At 59.7% G+C, this 16,793-nt stretch carries 17 protein-coding genes; 5 read left to right on the forward strand and 12 right to left on the reverse strand.

The genetic code is table 11. From position 1 onward, the window contains the following. Nucleotides 1-208: 208 nt before the first annotated feature. The gene (locus FIV03_RS13770) at nt 209-565 is read left to right on the forward strand and encodes a hypothetical protein (RefSeq protein WP_152509943.1); all 357 of its coding nucleotides are present in this window, start codon (nt 209-211) and stop codon (nt 563-565) included. Nucleotides 566-597: 32 nt separating this feature from the next. Here the strand turns inward: FIV03_RS13770 and FIV03_RS13775 are convergent, their stop codons facing one another. Together FIV03_RS13775 and betC are read right to left on the reverse strand one after the other, a co-directional pair. Further along, the gene (locus tag FIV03_RS13775; protein WP_209009975.1) at nt 598-966 is read right to left on the reverse strand and encodes a mannan-binding lectin; all 369 of its coding nucleotides are present in this window, start codon (nt 964-966) and stop codon (nt 598-600) included. A 579-nt stretch (nt 967-1,545) separates the two neighbouring features. After that, on the reverse strand, nt 1,546-3,063 hold the full coding sequence (gene betC, locus FIV03_RS13780) for a choline-sulfatase (protein ID WP_152509945.1): 1,518 nt from the start codon (nt 3,061-3,063) through the stop codon (nt 1,546-1,548). Between the two features lie 214 nt (nt 3,064-3,277). Here betC and FIV03_RS13785 point away from each other — a divergent pair, with 214 nt between their 5' ends. Next, entirely contained in the window at nt 3,278-4,852 is a 1,575-nt protein-coding gene (locus tag FIV03_RS13785; RefSeq protein ID WP_035909848.1) for an ABC transporter substrate-binding protein, read from the forward strand. 132 nt (nt 4,853-4,984) lie between these two features. Here FIV03_RS13785 and FIV03_RS13790 read toward each other — a convergent pair whose 3' ends face one another. The 3 genes from FIV03_RS13790 to FIV03_RS13800 all read right to left on the reverse strand — a co-directional run bounded on the left by FIV03_RS13790 (nt 4,985) and on the right by FIV03_RS13800 (nt 7,633). Beyond that, on the reverse strand, nt 4,985-6,292 hold the full coding sequence (locus tag FIV03_RS13790; RefSeq protein ID WP_173013840.1) for an SRPBCC family protein: 1,308 nt from the start codon (nt 6,290-6,292) through the stop codon (nt 4,985-4,987). A gap of 98 nt (nt 6,293-6,390) precedes the next feature. Next, nucleotides 6,391-6,951 (reverse strand): carboxymuconolactone decarboxylase family protein, encoded by a 561-nt coding sequence (locus FIV03_RS13795; RefSeq protein ID WP_152509947.1) that lies wholly within the window; start codon nt 6,949-6,951, stop codon nt 6,391-6,393. Nucleotides 6,952-7,042: 91 nt separating this feature from the next. Beyond that, the gene (locus FIV03_RS13800) at nt 7,043-7,633 is read right to left on the reverse strand and encodes a TetR/AcrR family transcriptional regulator (RefSeq protein WP_152509948.1); all 591 of its coding nucleotides are present in this window, start codon (nt 7,631-7,633) and stop codon (nt 7,043-7,045) included. Nucleotides 7,634-7,882: 249 nt separating this feature from the next. On the opposite strand from FIV03_RS13800, the gene FIV03_RS13805 reads away from it, so the two are divergent. Together FIV03_RS13805 and FIV03_RS13810 are read left to right on the forward strand one after the other, a co-directional pair. Further along, nucleotides 7,883-8,359, forward strand: coding sequence for a MerR family transcriptional regulator (locus FIV03_RS13805; protein WP_152509949.1), 477 nt, complete (start codon nt 7,883-7,885; stop codon nt 8,357-8,359). Beyond that, the gene (locus tag FIV03_RS13810; protein WP_062487764.1) at nt 8,313-8,693 is read left to right on the forward strand and encodes a carboxymuconolactone decarboxylase family protein; all 381 of its coding nucleotides are present in this window, start codon (nt 8,313-8,315) and stop codon (nt 8,691-8,693) included. The genes FIV03_RS13805 and FIV03_RS13810 overlap by 47 nt, the downstream gene beginning before the upstream one ends. A 154-nt stretch (nt 8,694-8,847) precedes the next feature. Here FIV03_RS13810 and FIV03_RS13815 read toward each other — a convergent pair whose 3' ends face one another. From FIV03_RS13815 to FIV03_RS13825, 3 genes are all read right to left on the reverse strand, one after another. After that, entirely contained in the window at nt 8,848-11,370 is a 2,523-nt protein-coding gene (locus FIV03_RS13815; RefSeq protein ID WP_152509950.1) for a HAMP domain-containing methyl-accepting chemotaxis protein, read from the reverse strand. Between the two features lie 187 nt (nt 11,371-11,557). Beyond that, a complete protein-coding gene (locus tag FIV03_RS13820) occupies nt 11,558-12,268 on the reverse strand; it encodes a transporter substrate-binding domain-containing protein (protein WP_173013841.1) in 711 nt (236 codons plus the stop codon). A 142-nt stretch (nt 12,269-12,410) separates the two neighbouring features. Further along, nucleotides 12,411-12,710 (reverse strand): SelT/SelW/SelH family protein, encoded by a 300-nt coding sequence (locus FIV03_RS13825; RefSeq protein ID WP_152509952.1) that lies wholly within the window; start codon nt 12,708-12,710, stop codon nt 12,411-12,413. A gap of 79 nt (nt 12,711-12,789) precedes the next feature. Here FIV03_RS13825 and FIV03_RS13830 point away from each other — a divergent pair, with 79 nt between their 5' ends. Next, on the forward strand, nt 12,790-13,674 hold the full coding sequence (locus FIV03_RS13830; RefSeq protein ID WP_173013842.1) for a phosphotransferase: 885 nt from the start codon (nt 12,790-12,792) through the stop codon (nt 13,672-13,674). Nucleotides 13,675-13,711: 37 nt separating this feature from the next. Here FIV03_RS13830 and FIV03_RS13835 read toward each other — a convergent pair whose 3' ends face one another. The 4 genes from FIV03_RS13835 to FIV03_RS13850 all read right to left on the reverse strand — a co-directional run bounded on the left by FIV03_RS13835 (nt 13,712) and on the right by FIV03_RS13850 (nt 16,584). Continuing rightward, entirely contained in the window at nt 13,712-14,671 is a 960-nt protein-coding gene (locus FIV03_RS13835) for a heparan-alpha-glucosaminide N-acetyltransferase (RefSeq protein ID WP_152509954.1), read from the reverse strand. Nucleotides 14,672-15,051: 380 nt separating this feature from the next. Next, a complete protein-coding gene (locus FIV03_RS13840) occupies nt 15,052-15,525 on the reverse strand; it encodes a DUF3775 domain-containing protein (protein ID WP_022997978.1) in 474 nt (157 codons plus the stop codon). A gap of 548 nt (nt 15,526-16,073) precedes the next feature. After that, nucleotides 16,074-16,316, reverse strand: a complete 243-nt coding sequence (locus FIV03_RS13845) for a hypothetical protein (RefSeq protein WP_152509955.1) — start codon at nt 16,314-16,316, stop codon at nt 16,074-16,076. Nucleotides 16,317-16,359: 43 nt separating this feature from the next. Continuing rightward, complete coding sequence (locus tag FIV03_RS13850) at nt 16,360-16,584, reverse strand: hypothetical protein (protein ID WP_145915727.1); 225 nt, start codon at nt 16,582-16,584, stop codon at nt 16,360-16,362. Between the last annotated feature and the right edge of the window lie 209 nt (nt 16,585-16,793).

The raw sequence follows: 16,793 nt of genomic DNA on the forward strand, positions 1-16,793 counted from the left end.
CACGTTTGGGCGCGTCGGAGGCCCGGGCACACGCGCCGGAAATTACAGCTTCAAAGGGGGATGTGCCCACGTGAGGCTGTTGTTTCTCTTTGTAAATCTTTTGCGTGCTGCGTAGTTTGCTGAATATTCGAGGTTTCCGTCTCGTGCTATAATCGGCTCCATCAGATCACTGGAAGACAAGCTGCATCTTGCGCGGAGGAGGCGAAAGATGAGACTGAGAACTATTGTTGAAATCACGCTGATGACCGGCATGTTTTACGCGGTAACCCCGGCAGGGGCCGATCCACTGGACCTGACCCATCAGTCGGATCTGACAGCGGCCAAGGTTGTTCTTGTAAGCCTGGATGGCGGGCTTGAGGTGCCGCCGGTGCCCAACATGTCGCCGCGCCTGTCCGGCGCCGTGGAACTGCCGGGGTCATCGACCGACAAGGGCCCGTTGATGCAGGTCGCCGGTCGTTGCGGTTCATCGGAGTATTACTGCGACTCGCCCGGTTTCCTTTATTGCTGCGGCAATTCCTCCGAAGGGTTCTACTGCGCTGCGGATGTCAACGGCTGTACGAAGTAACACCCGGTCGCGTCCGCCTGGCCACGGGCGGGCTAGCGGCAGTCGCAAACGGACATGCGACCCTGCACGGTGGTACGCCACTGGCCGCTCCAGCTAAGGCCGTTGCCAAAGCAGATGTCGGGGCATTTGCCCTGCGCATCGGCGTAGTTCCAGATCGGCCCGGCCTGGATTTCACGTCCCGGGCTGGCCTTCTCACACGAACAGACCGACATCTGCCCCTGTACCGTCGTATGCCACTGCCCATTCCAGCGCGCTCCCAGCCCGCCGCAGACACGCGGACACTTCGCCTGCGCGTCACCATTGTTCCAGATCGGCCCGGCCTCGACGTTGTAGGTCTGTGCGCTGGCGGGAAGTGCAATGAGCAGGAAGAAGAGCGCCGTGAGTAGCGTCGGCAATCGCATCGGGACCTCCGTAGACAATCGATCCACCAGAGCTTCCATTACCTCTCGCCGTGTGTCGACCGGGAAGCTCTGTGTGAACTGGTTTCTCGCACGGTGTGGCCCTGCTTCGGCAGGGCCAGGATCGGAGATCGCGGTGCCCGTGGGGGGGGTATCTGGAAAATTTTGAGGTCAGAGGATTACTGGATCCCCGCCTTCGCGGGGATGACAAGGAGGGTGTGGTGAACTCTGGGGAACAAAGGCAGGCGTGGCCGCGTCACTGATCTTTGTCATCCCGGTTTGGCGCAGCCAGGACCGGGATCCAGTATTCCGTGTTGCCGGTAAGTGGGAGCACAAGAGGTCAGGGGCTTACTGGATCCCCGCCTGCGCGGGGATGACAAGGAGGGTGTGGTGAGCTCTGGGGAACAGTGGCAGGCGTGGCCGCGACACTGATCTTTGTCATCCCGGTTTGGCGCAGCCAAGACCGGGATCCAGTAGTCCGTGTCGCTGGGAAGTGGAAACACAAGCGATCAGAGGCTTACCGGTTCACCGCCTGCGCGGGGATGACAAGGGTAAGCGAGCCGGTCCAGGAAGAAAGCGGGTTCACTCTCCCCGCGGATACCTCTGGCTTTCTTCCACGATGTTCAGGTCCATGTGGTTGCGCATGTAGCGTTCGGAGGCTTTTTGCAGGGGCTGGTAGTCCCAGGGGAAATAGGCACCGTTGCGCAGGGCTTCGTAGACGATCCAGCGGCGGGCCTGGGACTGGCGCACTTCGTCGTCGAAAGCGGCCATGTCCCATTGCTTTCCGGCGATCTCGGCAAAGCGCACGGCGGTTGCGGCATGCGCCGGGTCGGCGGCGAGGTTGGTCAGTTCGTGCGGGTCGTCCGTCACGTTGAAGAGCAACGGCGGGTCGAGTTCGCAGTGGATGTATTTCCAGTCGCCCTCCCGGATGCCGACCAGCGGGGCGTAGGAGGCTTCGGCGGCATATTCCATCAGCACCGGTGCGGTACGGGCTTCACCTTTTGCCAGCGGAACCAGGCTGGTGCCGTCGGTCCAGGGCATGATCTCGCTCATGTCGATGCCGGCGAGGTCGCAGACGGTCGGCAGAACGTCGAGCGTGCTGACCGGATCGGAAATGTGCTTCGGCGCGAGATCCGCGTCGGCAACCATCAGGGGCACGCGGGCCGAGCCTTCGAAGAAGTTCATCTTGAACCACAGGCCGCGCTCGCCCAGCATGTCGCCATGATCTGAAACGAAGAGGATAGTGGTGTCCTCGGTCAGGTCCATCGCGTCGAGCGCGTGCAGGATTTCGCCGATCTTGTCGTCCAGATAGGTGATGTTGGCGAAATAGGCCTGTCGCGAGCGGCGGATGTCTTCTTCGGTGATGTTGAAGTTGCGCCAGTCGTTGGCATCGAAGATGCGCTTTGCATGCGGGTCGTGGTCGTCGTAGTCCATCGCCGGAACCTGCGGCAGCAGGTGCTCGCAGTCCTCGTAGAGATCCCAGTACTTCTGGCGGGCGACATAAGGATCGTGCGGGTGGGTGAAGCTGACCGTCAGGCAGAACGGGCGGTCGTATTTGCCGCGGCCGTAGTCGTGGATCTTACGCACGGCCTGGAAGGCGACATCGTCGTCATATTCCATCTGGTTGGAAATCTCGGCAATGCCGGCGCCCGTGACTGACCCCATGTTGTGGTACCACCAGTCGATACGCTCGCCCGGCTTGCGGTAGTCCGGCGTCCAGCCGAAATCGGCAGGGTAGATGTCGGTGGTCAATCGTTCCTCAAAGCCGTGCATCTGATCCGGACCGACGAAATGCATCTTGCCGGACAGGCAGGTGGTGTAACCGGCGCGGCGCAGATGATGGGCATAGGTCGGGATGTCGGAGGCGAATTCGGCGGCATTGTCGTAGACGCCCGTACGGCGTGGCAGCTGGCCGGACATGAAGCTTGCGCGTGCCGGCGCACAGAGGGGCGAAGCGGTGTAGGTGTTCTCGTAGCGAATCGAACGGGCGGCAAGTTTCTTCAGGTTTGGTGCGTGCAGAAACTCCGCCGGGCCGTCCGGAAACAAGGTTCCGTTCAACTGGTCGACCATCAGGATCAGGATGTTCTTGCGCTTTCCCATGCTGCTTCTCCACCGCGGGTGAGGACCTTGCCGCAAGTGTTAGCTTTTTTTTAATTGAGCGATCAATCAAAAACGGCATAGTATGGAAAACAGGCGTCTTGGTGGCTGGCAATTCTGTCCGGGTCAAGGACGTTCAGGGCAGATTTCTTTCGCGCGGACACGTTCACGCGGCGTCATTTCCATAATGAGGACATCAAAAAGAGGGGACATGAAAATGGGAAATCTTAACAAGCACATCCTGCAGTCCGGGGTCTCCCGGCGCAGCATCCTGCAAGGTGCGGCAGCGATCGGCGGAGCGGCTGTTGCCGGTCAGTTCGCGATCGGTCCGGCAGCCGCGCAACCCAAGAAGGGCGGTACGTTCAGGGTTGGCATCGCCGCCGGCAACACCAGTGAAAACTATGATCCGGGCACCTGGGACAATGTCTTCGTGCAGGTGTTCGCCACGTCCCGTCATGGCTACCTCATCGAGATCACCGCAGATGGTACCCTGGTGGGCGAAGTGGCGGAAAGCTGGGAGCCGTCTCCCGATGCCACGGTCTGGACCTTCAAGATCCGCCCGGGGATCGAGTATCACAGCGGCGGCACGGTCAAGCCGGAAGACGTGGTGGCCTCGATCAACTATCACCGCGGCGAAAACAGCACCTCGGCGGCGAAGCCTTTCGTCGACCCCATCAAGGACATCAGCGTCGACGGCGACAGCGTCGTGTTCACGCTGGAAGCGGGCAATGCCGACTTCCCGTTCGTGGTCAGCGACTATCACTTGCCGATCATGAAATCCTCCGATGGCAAGATCGATCCGACCAGCAGCGACGGTTGCGGTCCCTACAAGGTCACCAACTACCAGCCGGGTGTCATTGCCGAGCTGACCAGGAACGAGAACTACTGGAAGACCGACCGGGCGCATTTCGACGATGTCAAGCTGCTGACCATCGTTGACCCTGCAGCGCGTCAGTCAGCACTCCTGACCGGCAATGTCGATGTCATCGATCAGGTGGACCTGAAGACCGTCGGTCTGTTCAAACGGTCGCCGAACGTCACGATCCTGTCGACCACGGGCACGCAGCACTACACGTTTGCGATGGACACGCGCACGGCGCCCTTTAGCGACAACAATGTACGTATGGCGCTGAAATATGCTGTCGACCGCCAGGAACTGGTCGACAAGATCCTGTTCGGCTACGGGGCTGTTGGGAACGATCATCCGATCAGCCCGTCAAACCGCTTCTTCGCGGACGACCTGGAACAGACCACCTACGATCCCGACAAGTCGAAATACTACCTGAAGCAGGCCGGTCTCGATTCCCTTGACGTCAGCCTTTCAGCAGCTGATGCGGCCTTCGGCGGTGCCGTCGATGCGGCCGTGCTTTATTCAAACAGCGCGAGCAAGGCCGGCATCAACATCAAGCCGACGCGCGAGCCGAATGACGGTTACTGGTCCGATGTGTGGATGAAAAAGCCGTTCTGCGCGGTCTACTGGGGCGGACGTCCGACGGAAGACTGGATGTTCTCCGTGGCCTATGCGTCAGGCGCTCCCTGGAACGATACCTACTGGGAGAACGAGCGTTTCAACCAGTTGCTGAAGACGGCACGTTCCGAGCTTGATGAAACCAAGCGCGCCGATATGTACCGCGAAATGCAGAACCTGGTGCGCACTGACGGTGGTGTGATTATTCCGATGTTCGCCAGCTATGTCATGGCGCACAACGAAAAGGTCCAGCATCCGGAAAAGGTTGCCGCCAACTGGACCCTGGACGGTTTCCGCGCCGTCGAACGCTGGTGGTTCGCTTAACAGAACCAAGACGGCACCTGCAGCCGTTAAGGCGAAGGCGGTGGAAACCGCCTCGCCGGATCGACCTTCAAAGCGCTCCTGTTTGGGGCCTTTCCAACGGCCGGCCGGGCAAGTCCCGCCGGCCGCTTTTTTTCAATTGGACTTTTCCGAAATCAATTGTTGGCGAAAGGCCTCGACGTTGACGATCAGGCCCGGCAGCAACCATTGAAACAGCCGCACCACATCGCCAACCGGCTGCGCGTTGGTGTCCCGGGCAATCGCCGCTTGCAGGATTTCCGGTGTCAGTCCGCCAGGGTTGGGCAACGTCCGGGCAAGGTTGACCGCGCAGTCGTGAACGCGTTCGCAGGCCTTGTCATAGTCGGTGGTTTCGATCTGAGGACGCAGTGCATTCCACGCGAGGCGAAAGTAGCTCGGCCAGCGGGCAAGGGCACGATAGTCGGTGTTCACGAACGGCAGGCCGAGCGTGCGCATGATGTCGTCGTAGACATCTCGTGTCTGGCTGTCGACGTGATGCATTTCCATGAGCACCGGTGCCCCCAGTCGCCGCGGCCCGTGTTCGCCATCGTGGGGTGAAATGGTGCTGTTTTCAGCAAGGTCATGGTTCTCGATCAGAAGCCGGGCAGATGTCGCTATCAGGAGATAGGGCATGTTGCCGTGGGAGAAGACCTCGATCTCGTCTCTTATCCGCTCGAGTTCCTGATCCGCATACCCGCGTTTGCGCAAATCCCTTGTAATTTCCGGAACCGAAAAGGCGGCAACTTCCTGCTCTGCACATGATCTCAGCTCGGTGCAGGCTGCAACGAATTCCCTGCTTCCGGCAAGGTCTCGCAGTCCGCCCCACAAGGTGGCGTAGAAGTTCGGATATTGTGCAAAGGCCATCGTCACCACGCCCATCCATGGCACTTGCAGCACGGCCTTGGTGTCTTCGTAGACAGCGCGCAGCGCTTCGTCGGCACGGATCTCCGGAACCGTGGTCACCTGTGGCAAGGGGGAGGGCTTGCGGCGTTGCAGGGTCTTGCCGGACTGTCCGGCAACCATCGCTGCCAGTGCCTGAAGTCCTGCTTCATAAATGCCGGCAACCACGGAACGTGCCTCATCTTCTGAAGCGCCTTCCGCATCGAACTTTCCCGACCATTCCACTTCGCAGCCGTTGCCGGTCGCAAGGATCCGGAATGTCGAAGTGTAGTCGCGCACGGGAAGGGGGCCAGAGAGTATGCGGTAGCTGTAGGTTCCGGGAACCGTTCCGTCGTCGGTCCGAGCTTCCTGGAGTATCGCGCCGTCCGGCAACGTCAGGTGGCGCACCGTTCCGGAAGGTGTTTCGCTCGTCTTGCAGTCCGCAACGGCCGGATGCCATGCACCGATCTGGTCAAAACCACCTGCAAGCTGTCGGACCAGGTCCGGATGGACCGGCAGGGCTTTTTTTCGGTGAACGTCGATCATCGTCTTCCTCCCGTTCAAGTTTGGGCAATCGTGAAGTGGCGGCTGTTCATTGGTCGGGTTTGGTCGCGTCATCGGGCTGACGCGACCGGGCCGCTTGTTCAGGCGCCCATCTGCTGTGCGTCGTATTGGGTAACCTGCGGGAAATCATGCTCCGGGTCCGCCACGTGCCGCACATACTGGATCAGGGTGTAGATCCCGATGATCCCGATGGTTTCCAGTAGGGCCTTGTCGGAAAAACCGGCCTGCCGGACCGCATCAAGCGTCTGGGCGGTCACCTGGCCGCGATTGCGGACGACTTCATTTGCGTAGTCGAGCAGGGCCTGTGTCCGCGCATCCTCCGCGCGGCCTTCCATTGCGGCCAGCATCTCGGTTTCGCTGCCGCCGTGCATCTGGCCCACTTTCATGTGAACGTTGACACAATAATCGCAGCGATTGAGTGCGGAAACGAGCATGGCTACCTGTTCGATCTCCTTGCCCGTCAGTTCTATGCCGTCGTTGACGCTGGCATTGAGCGCAAGGAAGCCCTTCAGCACATTGGGGGCATTGCCCGTGACCTTGAAGAGATTGATGACGCCGCCGAATTGCCGCTTGGCCTCGTCAAACGCCTCCTTCGTGGCTCCTGTTGCCTGGCTGGGTTCGATTTGAAGCATTTTTGGCATTTGTCGTATCCTTTCGTGTGTCAACTGACCGACCAGTCAAGTGAGGGATAAACGTGCTCGGACGTCCAGTGTTTGCCGCAACCCGCGGCGGTTAGGGTTTAAGGCTGTTCAGATGGGAGAGGGCGCCGGGGGCGAGAAGGGTGATGTGCGACGGGTCGTTCTGCGCCTTGGCCAGCAGAAGCCCACCCTGAATGAGGCCGATGACGACATCCGCTCCCCTGTCGCAATCGATCCTGGCGAGTGAACCGGCCTCGATGAGCTGGTGCAGGATATCGCGGACCGGGGCTTTCCACGTCGTCAGTGCATGTTTGATGGCCTCGCGTACAGGGATATCGACGGCCCCGAGTTCCAGGCTCATGTTTCCGACAAGGCATCCTTGTGCAAAGCCGTACCGGGCTTTCCAGTCCCGGTTTGCCCGAGCGGGAACGTCGAAGAGCTGGCGGAGCTTTTCTTCCGGTGCTGCGTCACTGTCGGCAATGTCGCGGAAAGCTTGTCCGAAAGACGTGGCATATCGCTCGATCGCCGCAGCCAGAAGATCCGACTTCGAAGGGAAGTAGTGGTACAGCGTTCCCTTGTTCACTCCGGCGCTCTTGCAGAGTTCCGTGGTGCCGACGGCACCGAAGTTGCGTCCCAGAAAGAGCTCGGTGGCCGTGTCGATGAGAGTGTCGCGTGTCGTGGTCATGCGCGATTGATATTTCTAACTGACCGATCAGTCAATTGATTGACACTCACCCCAAGTTCACGACGTCGCGAGGTGGGGTCTTGCCGTCGTCAGGTCTGGATGCCTCGAAAACGGCCGAACCGGAACGAGATTGAGCTCTGTCAGCAATGCAACTCCGTGTCGCCAGATTTGATTTAGTTGAAAAAGACGCTTGACCTGGAGTGCACTCCAACCGGTACCTGAGAGAAATCGTTCCGTTCGGAGACTGACATGCGGATTGGCGACCTGGCCGAGAAATCGGGACTTTCGACCGACACCCTGCGCTACTACGAAAAGATCGGCCTTCTGCCGCGTCCCTTGCGGGACGGTGGTGGGCGGCGGGTCTACGATGCAACGATCCTCAGGTGGATCGACTTCCTGGACCGGCTGAAATCGACCGGTATGGGCATCAAGGACCGGCTGCGTTACGCGGACCTGCGTACAAAGGGCGAAGCTTCGTTGACGGAGCGCCGGAAGCTGCTGGAAGCGCACAGGGGAAAGGTTGCCGGCGATGTTGCCCGGCTTACCGAAATGCTGGACGTCCTGGACGATAAGATTGATCGCTACAGAAGGATGGAAGCGGGCGAGACAGTTGATCCGGCCTTCGAAAGCTGCGCCCGGACCGAACACGGTGCGCCGCCAAGCAAGGAAGCTCCGAAACATGAGCACCGCCCTGGAGCGCGGCCGCGCGCTGACGCAGAAACTTAACCCCGACCTGGAAGCCATTCTCAGCGATCGTTACGACGATCTTCTGCCCGGATTTTCCGAAAGCCTGATCGAATGGGCTTACGGCCGGCACTATGCCCGTGAGGGCCTCGACCTGAAAACACGCCAGTTGTGCACGATTGCGGCCCTGACCGTGCTTGGCGGGCAGACGGCTCCGCAACTCAAGATCAACATTGAACACACGCTTGCCGCCGGTGCGGACCGGAAGGAAGTCGTCGAGGCGATCTGGCAGATGGCCGTCTACGGTGGCCTGCCGGCAGCGATCAACGGCCTCAACGCGGCCCGGGAGGTGTTTGAGGCACAGGATGCAGCGTAAGGGGACGTAGTCACACAGCGTTGCCGCCAAGATAAAACAATCCGTGGTCATCCCGGATATTCGCTGCGCTGCGTCCGGGATGACTAAAGACAGTCAGGTGCAAGGTGATTGGATACCGGTGACGCCGGTATCCAGTTTCTGCAGAACCTTCAACTCAGGCTGCTGCGACATCCTGCAGGAACCGGTCGATCCGTGTGGTGACTTCGGCAAGTTGCCGGGTGGCTGCACCGGTGATTTCTTCCACTTCACGGGCCGACAGACTGGTTTCGCTGGAGCCTCGGGAGAGATCGCCGATATTTTCCGATACGCTTGCGGTTTGGCCTGCAGCCTGGGAGACGCCGGTGGAGATTTCCGCGGTGGCACCGGCCTGCTGTTCGACGGAACTTGCCATGGCGGCTGCGGTTTCGTTGACGGACTCCATCATTTCCATGATCGCGCTGATCGCGTCCACGGCGCCGTTGGTGGCCTGCTGGATTTCGGACACCTGGCTGGAGATTTCCTCTGTTGCCTTGGCCGTCTGACCGGCCAGTGACTTGACTTCCGAGGCAACCACGGCAAACCCACGCCCGGCTTCGCCGGCGCGTGCGGCTTCGATGGTCGCATTGAGCGCCAGCAAGTTGGTCTGCTCGGCAATTTCCTGGATGAGCTGGACAACGGCACCGATGCGTTCGGCGGCCGCCGACAGGCCCTTGATCTGGTCGTTGGAAGTGCGGGTGGCTCCTGCAACTTCCTCAACGCGCACGAGGGTGTCGTTGACCTGCCGGCCGACCTCCTGAACGGAAGCGCTGAGTTCCTCGGTGGCGGCCGCGATGGTCTGGACGTTCTGGCTGGCTTGGCTGGAGGCGGTGCTGACGTCTTCGGACTTGCCTGTCGTCGTGCGGGCAATTTCGGAAAGCTGCTCGGCCGTGTTGTCGAGCTGATGCATATTGCCGGTCACCGTGGCGAGAGCCTGCTCGATATCCTGACGGAACGATGCCACAAGCGCATCGACGGTGGCCTGGCGCTGGCGGACACCTTCCTGGCTTGCAAGGGTTTCTTCTTCCAGCCGCATCCGTTCGATTTCCCGGTCACGGAAGGTTGCGACGGCCTGAGCCATGTGGCCGATTTCATCCTTGCGGTTGGCAGCCGGAAGGTCGAGAGCCGTATCGCCGTCCCTCAGTTTGAGCATCGCACCGGTCAGGCCCCGGATCGGGCGGATAATGGCAGTGGAGAGCAATACGACGAAAGCGATGCCCAGAAGCAGTGCCAGGGCAAGCGTAACGGTGATCTGCGTTTGAGCACCGACGGCGCTTGCCAATGCGGTCGCACCGGAATTGGCGCTGATGATTTCTGCCTGTTCCGTCAGGGAGGAGGCGGCGGCGGCAAAGGATTGTTCGCTTGCGCGCAGTGCCGCCGTCGAGGTGACGACTTCGGCAAAAGTGGCTTCAAGTTTCGGCAAGGCATCGCTGCCGGCGGTAACAAGTGCCTTGAGAGGACCATTGAGAAGATCATTCAGAGCCTTGTCAGACGTGTTCTTGCCGGCTGAGGTTCGCACCGTGTCCAGATTGCCCAGTTCGGTACGGGCATCGCTCAGATAGAGCTGGAATGTATCGGCGGCGTCCTGCGAGGATGTGTTCAGATAGTCTGAATAGGCGCTGCGGACGCCGAGCACGCTACGCGCCACACTCTGGGTGTAGTTCGACAGAAGCGCGATATCGGCGCTGGCCTTGTCGAAGTCCCGCAGTTCCTTCGTCAGTTCGTCAATCGGTGCTTCGGCGGCCTTGATGATCGTGTCGGCAAGGGTGATCAGTTCAAGGATGGCCGGTTCCAGTTTGTTTTTCCAGGCGTCCTCTTCCGGCGACTTCAAGTGCGCTTTCAAAAGCTTCTCAAACGACTTGGAGCTTTTGGTGAGGTCCTTGACGCTGTCCTTGATCGTGTCTGTCTTCACCGTGCGGCGAACCGCCTTCGCGTCCTTGTCGAGGGCATCCACCCGGTCCGCCAGTTTCTTTGCCAGGGTCTTGTCTGGTGTTGCCGCAAAGGTTTCGGCTTCCTGCGCCAGCACCACAGTGGTGATGCGCATGTTGCTGAGCCGGGGGCTGACGTTGGACAGGTTGGTCATCTTGCCTTCGTTGGTGATGGCAAGGGCGGATCTGTAGGCGGCAAGGGCCTTGTATTCCTCGAAGGCCTTGTTGGTGGTTGCAACCAGTTCGGAGGTGAGGGTGTCGAGGCTCGCAGCCGCTGTGTCACGGCTTTGCCGTGTGTCGCGCAGCGTCGCAAAGCCTGTCTCCAGATCGCCGACGATGCTCGCGAACTGCGTTGCCGCCTGGGGCTGGCTTTCAGACAAGGCGAGACTTTCCTGCGAAATCAAGCCAATGTCTGCAGCAACCGCTTCCGCCGTCTGGCTGCTGCCGTCGCGACTGAATGTCTGGGCGTGGGACAGCAACCGGGGGACGCTCCCCAGAAGTTCGTTGGCGGTCTTTGCCACCGTGACCGAGTTCTTGACCTCCGAGCTTGCGAACAAGCCCCCCGCACCGACCCCGATGGCGCACAAAAGCATGGCGCCGAAGCCGATCTGCAGTTGAGTCTTGATCGGCCAGTCGAAAAAGGGGCGCTGCCGTGTCGGTTGTCCGGCCCGCTCATGCCTTGTTGCTGAGGGCTCGGTTGCAGTCTTCCTGAAAGGAAGGTTCACGAACTTCATTCTTGAGCTCCGGACGTTGTCTTGCCGAAAGCATTTTGAATTGAAAGTTTTAAGAAGACCCAAAAGAGAGTTGCATTAATTATGGGCGGTCTTTTGTGTGCTTGTTGTGCAGGTAAGACTTTGGAAAGTAGTTTTTTGAAGTCATGCAACTTTTCGAGGTGGTTGCCCTGCAGCAGAGACGAATTGTCTATTGCGTCAATCGCTTGGGGTTGTTTTGTGGCGTTTTCTGAAGACGCGCGTTCAAGGCTGACTGCAGGCGGTCGGTAACGGACTGGTCGATATGTGAGTTGCAGGCCAGGGCAAGTTCGACGGTCTGCAGGGTCAGCAGTTTCTCGATCTCCACCCCTTCCTGTGCCGCAACATAGGGAGCCGAAATCAGGCCACCCAGCCAGAGCTTGGTGTGACCTGACCGCAGCATGTTCGCATTGAGCCCATCTTCATCCACCAGCACAAGATGGGGATGGCCGGCGTCCTGAAGTTCATTGGTGCTGGTCCAGCCGCCGACGGCTCCGGTCGAATAGCCGAAACTGTCTTCCACTGTCGAAAGTTCTATGGAACTGCCCTTCAAGGCAAAAAGGCCGTATCCGTCGATTTCCAAAGGTCCGACCCAGGTGAAATTCGGTTCGCGTTCCTGAGTGCGCCACAGGGCCATGAAACAATGGTTGGCGTTGCTCTCCACCGCGTTCAGCCCGCGTTTGAACGGCCGCATGTGCATCTCGACCGTTATGCCGGCCTCATCGGCGAGATCTTGTACAAGTTGGGTGACAGTTCCCGAGATTTTCCCGTCTTCACCAGGGAAATAGAGCGGTTTGTAGTCCTCGGTATAGATGACGATTTCAGGTTCGCTGGTTTCCACTGCAGAACTGGTGCTTGCTCCGGCAAGCGATAGTAGTGCCAAAAATAACAGTGATAACCTGATGTGCATGAAGGCTCCGGTTCATGCGTCCTGTCTCGAAGTTTCTTGCCGAAAGCTGCGCTTCGGATGCCATAGTATACATATTCGCGACTTCAAGAAGTCAATTCACTTGAGCGGGGCCGGCCTAGTCTATCCTGTCCTGACGGTCGCTGTGGCCGAGGTCCTTCTCCGGCCAAAGCAGGTCACGAAGCCGCTGTTTCAGCACCTTGGCCTCCGGAAAGCCGCCATCTGTCTTGCGGTCCCAGACAAGTTGACCGTCGCAGATGATTGTGAAAATGCCTCCGGTGCCCGGAACAAGGGTGACAGCGCCGGCTTCTTCCGAGAAGGTGGACAGGATTTCCTGCGCCATCCATGCGGAGCGCAACAGCCAATTGCATTGGCGGCAGTAGGTGATGATGATATGGGGCGATGGGACGTTCGTCATGGCGTCCGGCCAGCTCCTCTGTTTCGTTTGATTGTTTCTGCTTGTGCCACAGCTTTCCTCTGACGCGCCAGATACCATTTTGCCGGACATCCTGGAGGCCTTTGAACGGCATCAGGCGCTGCGTCGTGTTTGTGGCGCTCCCCTGTCAGCCCGGCCCCAGCCAGGGCTGACAAACCGTGTGTTCAGGCTGGAGGCTGAGAAGGGTACGTTCTTCCTGCGGCTTCCACGTCTGGAAGCGGCAGGCAACATCGACAGGAAGGTAGAGGCAAGAAATCTGATGCTCGCCGCTGCGACTGGAATTGCCGTGCCGCCGGTATTTTGTGATGCGGAGGCCGGTATTCTGGTGACCCGCGCCGTCGAGGTCAGCGGCAGCCCTGCCGATCTTTCGGAGCAGCCGTCTTATATCCTGGCCCGTGCACTCGGTGAGGCATTGGGGCAATTGCACGGGTCCGGTGTGGCCTTCGAAGGGCTGCTCGATCCGGACAGCGTGCTTCAGACGCAGTGGCAAGGTCTTCAGGACGCAGTTCGGTGCCGGGAGGAAATGGCCGGGCTGGAAATAGTGTTGCGACCGATCGGTGCCGGCACCGCTGGTGGTGCTGGCCCGGTACTTGTTCCGAGCCATGGCGATCCATCCCCCGGCAACTGCCTCATGACATCCGACCAGCTCTGGCTGATTGACTGGGAATTCTCAGGCATGTCGGATCCCGCCTGGGATCTTGCCTACGCCGTTCTGGAGCACGAGATGAGTGCGGATGAGGAACAGGTTTTCCTGCAAGCCTATGCAGCAACGGGCGCTGCGGTGCCCGAGGCCGATTGTCTCGGTGTCATGAAAGCCAAATGTGACGCCGTGTCGGCCCTCTGGGCGCTGGAGCAGGTGGCGGCGGGGCGAGACGAGGACGTGTTTCTTCCCTTTGCACGGCAGCGGCGGGGGCGGGCGCTCCGGCAACTGGCCCGTCTTTCCTGAGCGCCCGGAAACAGCACTGAAGGCTTGAAAGCCGGGATCAGTTGAGCGGATCCGGCCACTTTGGATCAGCCAGGCACTGGCTGTATCTGTTCGACATCCGGTTGCGCAGAGACTGGTTTTCGGGCTCCGCCAGAAGCTGGTCCCAGATGCCGTCCGATTTCAGATATTCAAGCGTACAGCCGCAAGCGGCTTCGCAGATTTCTGTCGTAGCGGTCGTGCCCTGGCAGGAAACCGTGCAATTGCGAACGAAGGCCTTGGCGGAGCGGTCCATCTCCGGACCGATCTGAGTTGCCGTCCACACAAGGCCGAACAGCAAGGGCTGATGCAGCAGATAGACTGGCAGGGAATGGCGGCCCAGGAACCGCGTCAGCCGGCCGGGACGGTCGGCGAATGTCAGTCCGGACAGCGTCTGCCACAGATTGATCTTTCGGAAAATCTTCGAGATGGCGACGCCCGCCAGCGTCACTCCGGCCCAGGGCGCCAGCGGCACATAATCGACACTGGCAAAATCCGGTGTGCCGAGCCCTGTCCACAGCCAGAGCTGGCCGTCGAGGGCGGATGAAGCTGCCCACAAGGGCAAAGAGAAAACGAACGCCGCAGCAAGCCCGGCAAAGACGAACGGAAGGCGCGTGAAGGGAAGGGCGATCACGCTGGACAAGGCAATGGAATGGAGAATGCCGAAACGGACAAAAGTATCGCCGAAAGTGAAATAGGTGACCAGCGACACGGCGGCTGCGGCTGCGACGATCACGGCAAGGCGCCGCCAGAAGGCTTGCCAACGGATGCCCAGGTGGTGGGCGAAATCCAGGCTGACGCCGGCCAGAAGCAGGAAGCTGCCGGCGATCGAGGCGGCGAACACGCGCCAGCCTGTCCCCTGGGCAACAGGCCAGTCGACATAGGCAAACCAGGAAAGGTCCCAGGAGAAATGGTAGATCGCCATGGCGACAACAGCGAGGCCGCGGGCAAGATCGAGCACGGCCAGACGCGTTGAACGCATTAAGGAACTCTCTGAACGATGACCGGTACCGGTTTCGAGCGGTAGTGCCGGTATGGATTAGCTGCTGAACGCCACGACCAGTGTCGTGATCAGGGCCGACGCAGCGAGCATTGCGCCGACATATGGCCATGGAGACGGACGATGGACGGTAAACACGTCTTGGTTCGCCGGGTCTTGCAGCATGCCCTCAACTCCCTTGTCCCACCACGAAGTGGGGCAAGAGTGGGCCAAATGTCCGGCAGCGAAAAGATAGTAAATCAATTGCTAACCGGTTTTCCCAAGGAAAACGACCTGATGTGGACGACCCGGCAAAAATGACCTAGTCGGATTGACCCGCCGAACGTCTTGAAGCCCGGGCGAAAACAGCGCTGTGTCGGCCGTCAGAGGTCAAGCGCGTCGAGACCGGCTTCCAGGTGGTCGGCCAGGAGCGGCATGCCGAGAAGATAGGTTGCTGTCGAACCGACGGCGCGCTCGCGTGCCTCGTCGACCGCTTGCTGGAAGTCTTCAGCCTCGAAATCACCGCGGCCGATCCAGGAGATGGCCACCAGTTCGGCAGCTTCATCCACGTTGAGATCCTCGATCAGCTCCCGCAGTTCCTCGTCGGAGAGATCGTCGTTTTCTTCCTCCGCAAGGCCATCGTGACCGTGACTTTGCTCCAGGGCATCGGCGTCGAATTCGACGTCGCCTTCATGGCCGTCCTCGAACGTATCCTGAAGAGACGATGCAACTGCCCGCGCCTTCTGGGCGAGCAGGCGGATCGTGTCTGCTGAAAGTGTGAGGTCGATGTCCATTGCTGCCTCCGACAAACCCTTCGTTTCTTTATCGATCCACTTTTCGCCGTTGGCAATGGTCATGATGTGAAATCCCTCACTGGCGCCGGTTGCATCGGCGTAATACTACCACTTGAGGGCAAATGCCCCGTAGCGGATTTTGTTCCACATGGCTTGCCGGAAGTTTCCGAACGCACTCGCAAAGACCTGGACTGCGGTTATCCCCGGTATTCAAGGTCGCGCCATGTGACTCTGGTTAATTTCCGATCGATGCCAGCCTTGAACCGCGTGCGGTCTTGCAGATGACATGTGATATTGCTTTACTTGGCGAACGAACAAATTCCTGTCCTTGACCGTGATCAACAGCGGATGCAACGAGCGGGTCACCTGAGGTCGGAGAGGCTGCGGGCGCGTGCACATATGCACTGCGGGGCTGTCTTGGATGAAGGTTCAAAGGGAACCGTCGTTGGGCAGGAAACGTTATCCGGGGGCGGACCGGGCACTGAGGCCCGGCACTCATGTGCCAAGCATGAGGCCGGGTCTCGGCTTTTGAAAGGTCGGTCTTCCAGGCGCTGATCTTGACTTCCTGAAACAGACGGAGCCGCCGCGGCAGCTCGTTGTATGTCAAGCTGTCAGAAGATGGCGCTTGCCGGCCGACCGGCATTTGCCGGTGCCTGGCCGGTTGCCGAGTGCGCGACGGGCTCGGTCTTCGGGACACCGTTCGTGTTGGCCGGGTTTGCCATCGCCGCTGCTGCGACCAAAGCGGTTGCCAGCAGCATGCCCAGAAAGATTGCCTGCAACAGCGGCCGGGCTTCATGCAGGTCGCTTTTGGAGGGGGCGGACTTTCTGGTTTTCTGGTTATCTACGCGTGCCATGGTGAAGATCTGTCAGGTTCGAGCGGTTGTACTTCGGTTTCTGTCAGTCTGCCTGCGCTTGAACGCCGGTCAGGTCCTGAAACAGTCGGCGGGCCAGCAGACGGGTAACGGCTGCCATGGTCAGGAACGCGACCATCGGCAGCACCAGTGACGGCTCCAGTGCGGACATCAACATCAACAGGCCTGCTGCCACTATGAACAGCAAAACCGGTGGGAAGCTTACGTTCTGCGACTTGATGGTCGCCTGTACGGTCGTTGCGTGGGCCATTGGCTCCTCCATCCGCTGGGATGAGTTCAATCTCGTTTGAAATTGCGCCGGCACGCGGACGCGATTTAGACATGCGCCGTGTGTTTTCGTGACTATTTTGCGGCAAATTCGACCTATTTGCTGCCGACTTGGCAAGGCGGCACAATAGGTAGTGTCCATGCTCCGAATGGCGCTGCATTCAAGGGGGGAGACGGTTCTGTTCCCCATTC

Source organism: Labrenzia sp. THAF187b (assembly GCF_009363375.1).
GTDB classification, from domain to species: Bacteria; Pseudomonadota; Alphaproteobacteria; order Rhizobiales; family Stappiaceae; genus Roseibium; species Roseibium algicola.

Coding starts and splice junctions, on each gene's coding strand:
- FIV03_RS13845 (WP_152509955.1), bottom strand. CDS start 16,316: ATGGCACGCGTAGATAACCAGAAAACCAGAAAGTCCGCCCCCTCCAAA.
- FIV03_RS13795 (WP_152509947.1), bottom strand. CDS start 6,951: ATGCCAAAAATGCTTCAAATCGAACCCAGCCAGGCAACAGGAGCCACG.
- FIV03_RS13770 (WP_152509943.1), top strand. CDS start 209: ATGAGACTGAGAACTATTGTTGAAATCACGCTGATGACCGGCATGTTT.
- FIV03_RS13840 (WP_022997978.1), bottom strand. CDS start 15,525: ATGACCATTGCCAACGGCGAAAAGTGGATCGATAAAGAAACGAAGGGT.
- FIV03_RS13835 (WP_152509954.1), bottom strand. CDS start 14,671: ATGCGTTCAACGCGTCTGGCCGTGCTCGATCTTGCCCGCGGCCTCGCT.
- FIV03_RS13785 (WP_035909848.1), top strand. CDS start 3,278: ATGGGAAATCTTAACAAGCACATCCTGCAGTCCGGGGTCTCCCGGCGC.
- FIV03_RS13850 (WP_145915727.1), bottom strand. CDS start 16,584: ATGGCCCACGCAACGACCGTACAGGCGACCATCAAGTCGCAGAACGTA.
- FIV03_RS13810 (WP_062487764.1), top strand. CDS start 8,313: ATGAGCACCGCCCTGGAGCGCGGCCGCGCGCTGACGCAGAAACTTAAC.
- FIV03_RS13775 (WP_209009975.1), bottom strand. CDS start 966: ATGCGATTGCCGACGCTACTCACGGCGCTCTTCTTCCTGCTCATTGCA.
- betC (WP_152509945.1), bottom strand. CDS start 3,063: ATGGGAAAGCGCAAGAACATCCTGATCCTGATGGTCGACCAGTTGAAC.
- FIV03_RS13790 (WP_173013840.1), bottom strand. CDS start 6,292: ATGATCGACGTTCACCGAAAAAAAGCCCTGCCGGTCCATCCGGACCTG.
- FIV03_RS13815 (WP_152509950.1), bottom strand. CDS start 11,370: ATGAAGTTCGTGAACCTTCCTTTCAGGAAGACTGCAACCGAGCCCTCA.
- FIV03_RS13800 (WP_152509948.1), bottom strand. CDS start 7,633: ATGACCACGACACGCGACACTCTCATCGACACGGCCACCGAGCTCTTT.
- FIV03_RS13825 (WP_152509952.1), bottom strand. CDS start 12,710: ATGACGAACGTCCCATCGCCCCATATCATCATCACCTACTGCCGCCAA.
- FIV03_RS13805 (WP_152509949.1), top strand. CDS start 7,883: ATGCGGATTGGCGACCTGGCCGAGAAATCGGGACTTTCGACCGACACC.